Annotated in this window: 9 protein-coding genes; 5 read left to right on the top strand and 4 right to left on the bottom strand. The window is 41.3% G+C overall.

The features are described 5' to 3' along the window. Positions 1–13: 13 nt before the first annotated feature. Positions 14–715 carry a TIGR04282 family arsenosugar biosynthesis glycosyltransferase gene (locus tag PP181_RS02540; protein WP_272635863.1) on the bottom strand — a complete coding sequence of 234 codons (702 nt, stop codon included), beginning with the start codon at positions 713–715 and terminating at the stop codon, positions 14–16. Between the two features lie 353 nt (positions 716–1,068). Here PP181_RS02540 and PP181_RS02535 point away from each other — a divergent pair, with 353 nt between their 5' ends. Together PP181_RS02535 and PP181_RS02530 are read left to right on the top strand one after the other, a co-directional pair. Next, positions 1,069–2,583, top strand: a complete 1,515-nt coding sequence (locus PP181_RS02535; RefSeq protein WP_272635862.1) for a Do family serine endopeptidase — start codon at positions 1,069–1,071, stop codon at positions 2,581–2,583. Positions 2,584–2,654: 71 nt separating this feature from the next. Continuing rightward, positions 2,655–3,428: a patatin-like phospholipase family protein gene (locus tag PP181_RS02530; RefSeq protein ID WP_272635861.1), complete on the top strand. Its 774-nt coding sequence runs from the start codon at positions 2,655–2,657 to the stop codon at positions 3,426–3,428. A 5-nt stretch (positions 3,429–3,433) separates the two neighbouring features. Here PP181_RS02530 and PP181_RS02525 read toward each other — a convergent pair whose 3' ends face one another. Then, positions 3,434–5,275: an SLC13 family permease gene (locus PP181_RS02525; RefSeq protein WP_272635860.1), complete on the bottom strand. Its 1,842-nt coding sequence runs from the start codon at positions 5,273–5,275 to the stop codon at positions 3,434–3,436. Positions 5,276–5,574: 299 nt separating this feature from the next. Further along, on the bottom strand, positions 5,575–6,624 hold the full coding sequence (locus PP181_RS02520) for a ferredoxin--NADP reductase (RefSeq protein WP_272635859.1): 1,050 nt from the start codon (positions 6,622–6,624) through the stop codon (positions 5,575–5,577). A gap of 629 nt (positions 6,625–7,253) precedes the next feature. On the opposite strand from PP181_RS02520, the gene PP181_RS02515 reads away from it, so the two are divergent. After that, a complete protein-coding gene (locus tag PP181_RS02515; protein ID WP_272635858.1) occupies positions 7,254–7,427 on the top strand; it encodes a hypothetical protein in 174 nt (57 codons plus the stop codon). Between the two features lie 51 nt (positions 7,428–7,478). Here the strand turns inward: PP181_RS02515 and PP181_RS02510 are convergent, their stop codons facing one another. After that, positions 7,479–7,940 carry a CBS domain-containing protein gene (locus PP181_RS02510; RefSeq protein WP_272635857.1) on the bottom strand — a complete coding sequence of 154 codons (462 nt, stop codon included), beginning with the start codon at positions 7,938–7,940 and terminating at the stop codon, positions 7,479–7,481. Between the two features lie 252 nt (positions 7,941–8,192). Here PP181_RS02510 and PP181_RS02505 point away from each other — a divergent pair, with 252 nt between their 5' ends. Next, a complete protein-coding gene (locus PP181_RS02505; RefSeq protein WP_272635856.1) occupies positions 8,193–9,662 on the top strand; it encodes a DUF5687 family protein in 1,470 nt (489 codons plus the stop codon). A gap of 89 nt (positions 9,663–9,751) precedes the next feature. Further along, a complete protein-coding gene (locus tag PP181_RS02500) occupies positions 9,752–10,447 on the top strand; it encodes an ABC transporter ATP-binding protein (RefSeq protein ID WP_272635855.1) in 696 nt (231 codons plus the stop codon). Positions 10,448–10,692: the final 245 nt, after the last annotated feature.

The raw sequence follows: 10,692 nt of genomic DNA, 5'->3' as shown, positions 1-10,692 counted from the left end.
TTTCGTGTACATATTATTGGATATGCACTAACACTGGGGACCCCTTGTTATATGGGTTTTGGAGTAAGACCGAGACATAACAATTTTCCGCTAGAAGTAAAAATTGTTGTTTGACCGAAAGACAAAGGGCAAAAAGTTTTTGTATCGAAACGGAGATGGACCTGATGTAGTTGACCAAGGAAAGAACATCCTTAGCGGTATCGATGTCCCTAAAGGTCGGTAATTGAAGTATGGGACAATAGCTTTCCTGTAGGGTGTCCAAAAGCGACTTTAGTAGGTTGCATTTTTGCCAGGGCAAATTCTGGAACTTCTCCTTGTTAAAATCCGCCTTATGGATACCCATTAGATAGAAACCGCCGTCCAAGGAAGGACCAATTACGGTCTTGCCATCGGCCAAGGCCTTGGCCGTGGTCGTAATGTGTGCCGTTTGTAGATGGGGAGTATCGTTTCCTACCGTAATTACCTTGTCAAACCCTTTGTCAAAGATATTTTGAACCGCGGTGGAAAATCGTTCCCCAAATGAAAAGCCCTTTTGATGTTTTTCCGATATATGGAAGTAGGTCAATTTTGATTGCTTCACTTTCTTGATAACCGAATTGGTCAAGGAGTCGAACAGTACCTCGCCCCTTTGAAGGGGTTTGTATCGCATTTCTTCCTGGGAAGAGTTGGTAAAAATAAGAACGGCGGTACTGCGCATTAAGGATTCGGTTATCATTCTTTTTTAAACATACGACAAAAAAATCCAAGGGTTTTGTTTTGTCTAACATTTTACTGCAAATTAAATCAAGTCAAAATGTCAGATACCGACCCTTTAGTCGGTAATAACCAATTTACAACTCAATTTGGAATAGATGGCAGCCTTCAAACTTTAATAAAGAGTCGACGAAAAGTACGTTCCTTTCAATTTTTTTGATGCTTTTTCCTAAAATCAGACTAAACAGTCTAAAAAAGAACTTAAAAGGCATTCAAATTTTAAAAATTTTTTAGCAATCACAGGGTTTTAAATGGCACGGGAATTGAACATATAGGGACGTACTAAAAAATAATATAATTATAATCAGAAATAATATGGATACAAACAAATCAAACAAAGGCAGTTTAAAAGTATACCTCTTTTCTGCCGCTATCGCCTTGGCAGTGAGCCTAGGTGTTATAGGAATCAACAAGTTAAATGACAAAGAGGAAATTAAGGGTGTGACTACGGTAGAAACGGTACAAGGAAAGCATGTGCTTTATACCGCTGACGACGAAGGCAACATTAAACCGTTGGATTTTACGGATACTTCCAAAAAAGTATTGGATGCGGTAGTGCACATCAAATCCACCCAATCCTCTCCTAGTTATGGAAATCAAGGCAGGGAACTTCCAGATCCCTTTAAGGAATTTTTCGGCGATATGTTCAAAGGACAAAGTCCCGAAGGGATGCGCTCCCAACCTAGAATCGGTACCGGATCTGGAGTTATCATAAACGATCAAGGCTATATCATTACAAATAACCATGTAATCGATAATGCCGATGAGGTTGAGGTTACCCTTTATAATAATGAATCCTATAAGGCAACGGTTATTGGCACTGATCCAACTACAGATTTGGCCTTGTTACAGATCGATGCCGATAATTTAAGCACCATGTCTTTGGTAAATTCCGATGATGTTGAGGTAGGTGAATGGGTTTTGGCCGTTGGTAACCCAATGGGTCTTAATTCTACCGTAACTGCCGGTATCGTTAGTGCCAAGGCAAGAAGTATCAATATCAATCAAGACAAGTTTGCCGTAGAAAGTTTTATCCAGACCGATGCTGCCATCAACCCTGGAAACAGTGGTGGGGCCTTGGTAAATCTAGATGGTAATCTTGTTGGGATAAATACGGCAATCGCCAGTAGAACCGGAACCTATACCGGATATGGTTTTGCAGTACCTAGTAATATTGTCACAAAAGTAGTGGAGGACCTTTTGAAATATGGAGCGGTGCAACGAGGTATGTTGGGCGTGACCATACGGACTATGGATAGCAACCTGGCCAAGGAAAAGAAGGTGGACTTCACTAAAGGGATATGGATTGAGCAGGTTGGTGAGAACAGTGCCGCGGATAAGGCCGGAATCGAGTCAGGTGACATTATTCTTGAAGTGAACGGGGAGGAAACTACTACATCCCCCAGATTGCAGGAAATCATTGCCAGTAAAAGACCAGGAGATGAAGTAAATCTACTTGTCAATAGAGATGGTACCGAAAAGGAATTCAAAGTAATCCTTGAAAATGTCAACGGAACAACCAAGCTTGTGAAAAAGGAGAAAAAGGAAATATTGAACCTCCTTGGAGCCGATTTTGAAAACTTGGATAAGGATTTGGCCGAGAAACTCGACTTGGAGGGTGGTGTTCAGGTAAATAAGTTATATCCAGGAAAAATCAAGAAGGAAACCCAAATGCGGGAAGGTTTTATAATAACCCATATAGATGGCAAACGTGTTCGCAATGTTGAAGATGTTGCCGAAATTTTGGAAAACAAAAAAGGCGGGGTAATGATTGAAGGCGTCTATGAAGATGGAAGTAAATATTATTATGCCTTTGGATTGGATTCGTAAACTAGTGGTATTTGGTTAACTTTAATGCCGTATGATACAATTTGCTTCATACGGCATTTTTTTGAAATAATATGAAATCCCTTTCAACGAAGAAAATTGGTTTGGTGCTCTCTGGCGGTGGGGTACGGGGAATGGCCCATATTGGTGTCATTAAGGCCATGCAGGAGTTTGGTCTGGAGGCCCAATTGGTAGCGGGAAGTAGTGTAGGGGCCCTAGTAGGCGCCCTATATGCCAATGGAACCCCTATTATGGACATGTTGCGTTTCTTTAAGGAAACTCCGCTGTTCAAATATAACTTTATTTCTATAGGTAAACCGGGCCTATTGGATACCGATAGGTATGAATCCGTTTTTAAGACCTATTTTCCGCACAATACCTTTGAAGGGCTGAAAAAGGAGTTGCACGTAGTGGCCACCAACCTGGAAAAAGGAGAGGAACTTTTTATTAGTCACGGGGAACTGATCAAGCCTTTGTTGGCTTCGGCGGCTTTGCCACCCGTTTTTAGTCCGGTGTCCTATAATGGAAGTTTGTATGCAGATGGAGGCATTATGAACAATTTTCCCTTGGAACCGGTTCGGGATAAGGTAGATTTTGTCATAGGTAGCAATGTATCCATCGTAGCGGAGCTGAATAAGAAGAATCTCACCAATTCCTTGCAATTGACGGGTAGGGTCACCGGATTGATGATCTATGCCATCAATCGGGAGAAAATAAAAAAATGCGACCTGGTAATCGAACCGAAATCCTTGGAACATATAGGTATTCTGGACCGTAAAGGAATCGAAAAGGCCTATGCCATAGGATATGAAAGTGCTTGTAAACAATTGGAAACCCTTGGTTCTTAAACCACTTACAGCATAGCACTTAAGAGCAAGGTGCCCAGGACAAGTAGCACCAAGGAAATGATCCCTCCCAGAATTAGAAAGTGCTTAAACTTATAAATTCCCATGCTATAGATCAAGGCGTTGGTTTGATACCCTAAAGGCGTAAAAAAGCTAAAATTAGCTGCAAACATCACACAAAGAATAAAGGGTTTTACATCCAGTTCCAGTCCCTTGGCCAAGGAAATGGCAATGGGGGCCATTATAATGGCCGTGGCATTGTTGGAGACTACGCCGCTCAACAACATGGTTGTCAAAAACAACATTCCTATAATTATCATTGGCCTTTGTCCTTCCATTAACCCCAGGAGGCCTTCGGTCAACCATGCATCCGCCCCGGAGTTGGTCATTGCAATTCCTAAGGGAATCATACCTGCCAATAGAAAGATTATCTGCCAATTTATTTTTTCATAAATTTTATTCAATTCAATGCATTTGAATAGAAGCATTGCGATGGTGCCGGCTATAACACTGGTCATGATCTCGAATGCGCCTGTTGCAGCCAGGATTATAGTAATAATTAATATAAAGAGCGAGAGATTCCGTTTAAGGGGCGTGGAAGGGATACCTCCATCAAACTGATTTAAGACTGCAAGATTATTGCTGTTTTCAAAATTTTGGATGTAGGATGCATCGGTTTGAATCAATAATCGGTCACCAACCTTGAGCTTTGTAATCGTTTTGTTACTAAGATGCAGCTTATTTTTAAGATTCGTAAGGGATTTTCTTTTGTTCACGGCGATGGGGATGGCTCTTGGAAAGATCATTTTTTTAAGTGATTCAAGAGTATTGCCCAAAAATCGTGAGCCCGGTAGCAGCAGCAATTCCAGCAAGACGGTATTGGAGACTTTCTCTTCAGGATCTTGTTTTTGATCATCGACCTTTTCTATGGACGTCCCTTTTGAGAAGCTACTCGTTAGGTTTTCATCGACTTCCAGGTCAAAATAGCCTTCGCCCCGCATCTTTTGGAGATTCTCCAAACTGCAATGCAACAAAATCACATCCCCTTGCTGAATCTCAAATTTGGGATTGGAAAGGTTCATTTCATAATTGTTCCTGGATACCCGAAGCACCGTAATTTCTGGCTCCTTGTACATAAAGGATTCTTTTAATGGAGTGCCTATAAGCGGTGAATCCGTATCCACTTTTAGGGTGAGCAGGTATTTGTTGAGATTAAATTTTTGGGAAAGTCCATCTTTTTCCCCTTCGGGTAGAAAGGAATAAAAAAGGACGATAATGCCGATCGATGTGCCCAAAAAAATGAGGCCAATCTTGGAAAACTCAAAAAAACCCAAGGTTTCGCCCGTATAGCGCATAAAGATGTTGTTGACGATTAGGTTTGTGGAAGTCCCCATGAGCGTACAGCTTCCACCAAGAATACTTGCGAAGGAAATAGGCAAAAGCAATTTGCCCGGCATTAACCCGTACTTGTCCTTTAGTTCGGCGACTATTTTAATGAAAACGATGACCACGGCCGTTGAGCTTATAAAGGCCGATACGCCGCCAGATAATATCATGATGACTATCAACACGAGCAAGGCCGGCCAGTTTTTTAAAACTTTTAGTCCTTTGGCAAACCAAGAAATGACCGCATTCTCCTCTAGACCTATGGCCAATATCATAAGACAAAGAATGGTGATTACCGCTTTGTTAGAAAATCCGCTGACCGCCTCCTCCGGACTCACCAAACCTGATAACAAAAGCGCCCCAATGATAAAAAAGGAGATTTTATCCATGGGGAAAACCTCAAGGGCAAAGAGAATGATCAATGCACCTATAATTACAAATACCGTAATGATTTCCCAAGTCATATTTAAAGGTAGAAATTGATTAAAGGTAACGCAAGGGTACGTGCAAATTAGCTCGAACCATAGTATTACGAATTCAATTGAAAAAAAATAGAAAGAGAAACTGGATTATAGAAAACAAATTTTGGGCTACCTAGGTATTTTGCATCGAAAGGAATTCATTATACATAGGGTATTCATTGCGATTTGGAAACTGCTCAACTACTGCCTAAAGGCAGATCTAGATACTATTGAAATAGATAATTGACCTAAACGGGGAGTACTGTTTTTATTCTCTTACTTTGTGTAGCTAGTTAAGGCTCCTACACATCATCATAATCTACCTTAAGAGTAGGTGTGGTAGGATGTGCCTGACAGGTAAGTATAAACCCTTCGGCAATTTCACTGTCCGTTAAAATTTGGTTCATGGCCATTTCTGCTTTACCCTCTTTGATTTTGGCGATGCAACTGCTGCAGACGCCCCCTTGACAGGAATAGGGAGCATCGATGTTTTCCTTTAGGACCGCATCTAAAACGGTCATTTTTTTGTCCATTGTAAGTTGAAATTCCTCATCATCCAAGGTAACTGTCAACGCGGTTTGCCCATCGGGAAGACTGGGCAGTTCCTCCTTTATTTCCGTTGCCGTAAATAGCTCAAAGTGGATTTTCTCATTTGGGATATCATTGTCCAACAAGGTATCCTTTACGTTCTCGATCATTTCATGCGGTCCACATAGATAGTAGCCGTCGAAATCCAAATTGGCGTGTTTGTTTTTAAGGGCATAATTGACCGTGGAGGTATCGATTCGTCCAAAAAGCGCCCTATCCTCGCGGGTCTGACTGTTGATAAAATATACAAAAAACCGATTGGAATAATCCAATTGGAGCTTTACCAAATCCGTGTAAAACATGGTTTCCTCGTAGGATTTATTACCATATACCAATACAAAATTGTTTTTTGGGTTTCCGTCCAAAACCATTTTTGCAATGCTCATGATAGGGGTAATACCACTACCCGCGGCAAAGGCCGCCACATTTTGAGGATTTCCGGAAGGTTTATAGGAAAACCTACCTTCGGGCGGCATGACTTCCAAGGTGTCGCCTACCTTTAATTTCGTATTGGCATAATGTGAAAAACCGCCATTATCCACCTTTTTTATACCGATGGTAATATGGTCCTTCTTTGGGGAGGAACTTATGGAATAGGCCCTGCGCAGCTCCTTGCCCTTAATTTCTTTTTTTATGGTGATGTACTGCCCGGCCGTAAACAAAAAGGTCTGCACCAAATCCTTTGGGATCTCAAATGTGACCGCCACGGAATTAGGGGTTAGTTTTTTAATGTTTTTAACGGTCAATGCGTAAAAATCTGCCATAATTATCCAATCTAGAAATAGAATGCAAAATTAAGGAAAGAGGAGGCGATATAAAATGGGAAAGGGAAAAAATCAATATGATTTGTAAGAAGCATGTTCAAAGCAATATTCTAGTTTGAAGGAATCATCCTCTCCAGACCCTCCCCGTTTAGCTGTCGCAAAACACCTCTCCCTGACTAGGTAGGGGAGCTTTTTTAGGTAATTGAATTAATCATTCCCAACTTTGCAACAGGCAAATTGAATACCCAAAGTTGAATGTGTGGTCCCCTTTCCAGAAGAATACATCGAGAAAGCTCGGGATGGAACCTGTTCCGCGAAGCGGAACGGCCGAGTTTCTAGATGGGTTTTACGAAGTAAAAATTCCTGCTGGAAAGTGCACTTTCTTTTGCTTCGTTTTCTTTAGGCACGTAAAGAAAATGAAGGGAGAAATCATTTCCCTTTCCCCGACCCACCCCGTTCCGCTGTTGCGAAACACTCCTCCCTACTCAGGGAGGGTAGCTTTTTTTATGGTTAAAAAAGGTGAGGTAACATAAGTTTTGTTTAGGGATATAGCGGCCTATTTTGGGATGCGTAGTAAATCCAGGAGTCCTTGGAATTGGCCAAAGGGAAATCGCCCAAAAAGTATTCCGATGCAATCGGAAACGGCCTTGGCGATGCGGGCCAAGGACTGCTTGGATTTCAAGTATCCCACAATCAGCCTAGCCTTTTTGGATACTTTTTCGGCGATGGAAAAAGTATCGGAAACAATACCTACACGGATATATTTCCAACAAGAAATGACCCAAGCCGGAAATTTGGCTTAAATCAAACAAAATAGGGACTAAAACCCAAAAAGACCCTGGTTGGGTTGGAATCTATTTCCAGTTCTGGGATTTTAATTGCACGGTCGCTTTTAAAATATCCTTCTGTGATATTTGACCAACCAATTTGCCCTTATCAATAATTGGAAAGCGTCGCCTTTTTGCTTCAAGGAATTTTTTGGCCGCATCAAATATGTTCATGTTACCATCTATGGTTTCCACATTTTTCACCATGCAATGTGATACACTGTTGGAATCAGCAGGCATATTATAATACCTACTGTCGCAAATGTACTTTATACAATCGCCCTCTGAAATAATGCCAATCAATTCGTTTCCTTCATTAACCACTGGTCCACCTGATATCTTATTCTTGATCAGTATTTCAATGACTTCCTCCACAGCTTGGTCAGGGTCAAAAGTTATTAGCTCACGCGTCATATAATCACTTACCCTAAGCGGTACTTCGTCCGGTTTCGGTTCTGCCCTTGGCCCTTCATAACTCTTAATCCCCATAACTATTTACTTTAATCCGTGTTGTAGTACTATAAAATATACTGAATTTCAACAACTTAACCATAATAAATAGACAATAAATACCGATTAAACCCGATATTTCCCCAAATACTACAAGAGTGCCGGCTTATCAATTCTTCAAAAGCCATTGGGTTTTTGGCCAAAACCTATCCGCAGTATAAAATTTTCTGGATTTTGTAACATTTTCCATTTTTGGTTTACTTATGGACCAAACAACAACATCCAACCCTTATGTTTAAACGATTTGCTTCCCTGCAATGGAAATCCTTTTTTAGGTCGGCCAACTTTGGCAAAAGCCTTGCCGTAAAAATAATCATGGGTTTCTTTGGGGTGTATATGCTCGTAGTGCTAGCCGCCATGGGTGCCGGTATCTATTTCATCTTACGAAAGTCAGTTCCCGATCAAAGTCCTATGTGGACCTTGAGTCAGTATCTGATTTACTGGGTCTTGATCGAGCTGTTTTTGCGGTATTTTATGCAGAAGTTACCGGTAATGGACATTAAACCCTTCCTGATTACCCCGGTTAGGAAGAGTTCCATAGCCCACTATATTTTGGGTAGGTCCGCGGCATCCGTATATAACCTATTGGCACTTTTTTTCTTTGTGCCTTTGTGTATTGTGCTCTTGGTCCAGGGTTATGCGGCACTCAATGTGTTCTTATGGTTGGTTTCCATGATGGCCATTGTCCTGGCCATTAATTACCTGAACCTGCTGATCAATAAAAGCAATGTGGCTTTGAGTATCCTTGCCGCTATCCTAGTTATTTCCTATGCCTTGGATTATTTCGGGATTTTCTCTGTGAAGGAGGTGTTTGGCCCTGTTTTCCACGCCTTGTATGCCTATCCAATAACCGTTCTGGTACCGTTGGTCCTAATGGTCGTCATGTACTATATCAACTTCAACTATTTGAAAGACAAATTGTATCTGGACGCTAAACTCAGGGCCAAAAAGGCGCAAGCCAATACCAGTGATTTGGCCTGGACAAAACGCTTTGGCGACTTGGGTACTTTTTTGCAATTGGATCTTAAAATGATTTGGCGGAACAAACGAACAAAATCCCAGGTTTGGATATCCCTTTTGTTTGTGTTTTATGGCCTCATATTCTATACCCAGGAAATTTATGCCAACATGATGCCAATGAAAGCCTTTTTGGGCGTTTTTATGACCGGTATTTTCCTAAGTAACTTCGGACAGTTTATACCTGCATGGGACAGTAGTTATTATAGCATGATGATGTCCCAAAATATTCCGCTGCGAAAGTACTTGGAATCGAAGGCATTGTTGATTTCGGTCAGTGTGATTTTTATGTTCCTGCTTACCATACCTTATGTCTATTTTGGGTGGGAGACCTTGGCCATCAATTTTGGCTGTGCTTTGTATAATTTGGGAGTAAATATCCCTGTCATTTTATTTTTTGGATCGTTCAATAAAAAAAGAATCGAACTGGATCAGAGTCCGTTTGGGAACATGCAAGGGACGAGTGCCAACCAATTTTTGATCATGGTTCCCGTGCTTATCGTTCCTATACTCATATTCAGTCTTTTCTATTACCTCTTTTCGGTGACGGTAGGGGTAATCGTCCTGTGCGTTTTAGGGCTTATTGGATTGGTCTTAAAGAATACTTTGATGAACACGGTCACGGAGCAGTATCGGAAAAAGAAATATGGCATGATTGCCGGATTTAAGGAGAAAAATAGTTAGTCTTTTAGACGCTAGACGCTAGACGCTAGACGCTAGACGCTAGACGCTAGACGTTGGATGTGAAACCTGAAACTTGAAACAAAAAACCCATGATAACAGTACAAAATTTAAGCAAGAAATACGGCATTCAGACCGTTTTGAACATAGAAAATCTCGAAATCCCAACAGGACAAAGCTTTGGTTTGGTGGGAAACAACGGAGCCGGTAAAACCACCTTTTTTAGTTTGTTGTTGGATTTGATCCAACCGAGTTCCGGGCATATTGAAAACAATGGGATTCAGGTGAATACAAGCGAAGCATGGAAGCCCATCACTTCTTCTTTTATCGATGAAACATTTTTAATAGGTTATTTGACACCGGAGGAATACTTTTATTTCATTGGTGATTTACGCGGACAGAACAAGGCCGATGTGGATGCATTGTTGGCACAGTTTTCCGACTTTTTCCATGGGGAGATTTTGGGACAAAAGAAATACTTACGAGATCTTTCAAAGGGAAACCAAAAAAAGGCGGGCATTGTCGCCTCCTTTATTGGAAATCCAAAGGTGGTGATATTGGACGAGCCTTTTGCCAATCTCGATCCAACCACGCAGATCCGTTTAAAAGGCATCATCAAGGACTTGGCGGCCAAGGAGGATGTTACGGTCTTGGTATCTAGCCATGATTTGATTCATGTGACCGAAGTCTGCGAGCGTATTGTGGTATTGAACAAGGGCCAAGTGGTCAAGGACATCAAAACCTCTACAGAAACCTTAAGGGAATTGGAGGCGTTTTTTGCGGGATAATCTAAACCTGACAGGTCTAAAGAGTAAAACCGACGCTTCAGTCGGTTTTTTGTTTTTATCGAGTCCCTATTCTTGAAACGGATTCCGATATTGTTCCAAATAGCATCGGCAAAAGACCTTTTTTCCTTTTAAAATCGGTATAAAACTCTAAGAAACAAACTGGATAGTCGGTAAATCATCGGCCCCTGAAATAAATATCGGCCCATAATCTCCAAAACAAAGTGGCCATTTGTCGATGAAGCGTA

Source organism: Maribacter sp. PR66 (genome assembly GCF_028464205.1).
In the GTDB taxonomy this organism is placed as follows: Bacteria; Bacteroidota; Bacteroidia; order Flavobacteriales; family Flavobacteriaceae; genus Maribacter; species Maribacter flavus.
This window is presented reverse-complemented; position numbering and strand designations above follow the sequence as displayed.

What these genes read in the sequence shown, in the direction of transcription:
- PP181_RS02515 (WP_272635858.1), top strand. Translation starts at nt 7,254, where the DNA reads ATGCAATCGGAAACGGCCTTGGCGATGCGGGCCAAGGACTGCTTGGAT.
- PP181_RS02500 (WP_272635855.1), top strand. Translation starts at nt 9,752, where the DNA reads ATGATAACAGTACAAAATTTAAGCAAGAAATACGGCATTCAGACCGTT.
- PP181_RS02525 (WP_272635860.1), bottom strand. Translation starts at nt 5,275, where the DNA reads ATGACTTGGGAAATCATTACGGTATTTGTAATTATAGGTGCATTGATC.
- PP181_RS02520 (WP_272635859.1), bottom strand. Translation starts at nt 6,624, where the DNA reads ATGGCAGATTTTTACGCATTGACCGTTAAAAACATTAAAAAACTAACC.
- PP181_RS02530 (WP_272635861.1), top strand. Translation starts at nt 2,655, where the DNA reads ATGAAATCCCTTTCAACGAAGAAAATTGGTTTGGTGCTCTCTGGCGGT.
- PP181_RS02540 (WP_272635863.1), bottom strand. Translation starts at nt 715, where the DNA reads ATGATAACCGAATCCTTAATGCGCAGTACCGCCGTTCTTATTTTTACC.
- PP181_RS02510 (WP_272635857.1), bottom strand. Translation starts at nt 7,940, where the DNA reads ATGGGGATTAAGAGTTATGAAGGGCCAAGGGCAGAACCGAAACCGGAC.
- PP181_RS02505 (WP_272635856.1), top strand. Translation starts at nt 8,193, where the DNA reads ATGTTTAAACGATTTGCTTCCCTGCAATGGAAATCCTTTTTTAGGTCG.
- PP181_RS02535 (WP_272635862.1), top strand. Translation starts at nt 1,069, where the DNA reads ATGGATACAAACAAATCAAACAAAGGCAGTTTAAAAGTATACCTCTTT.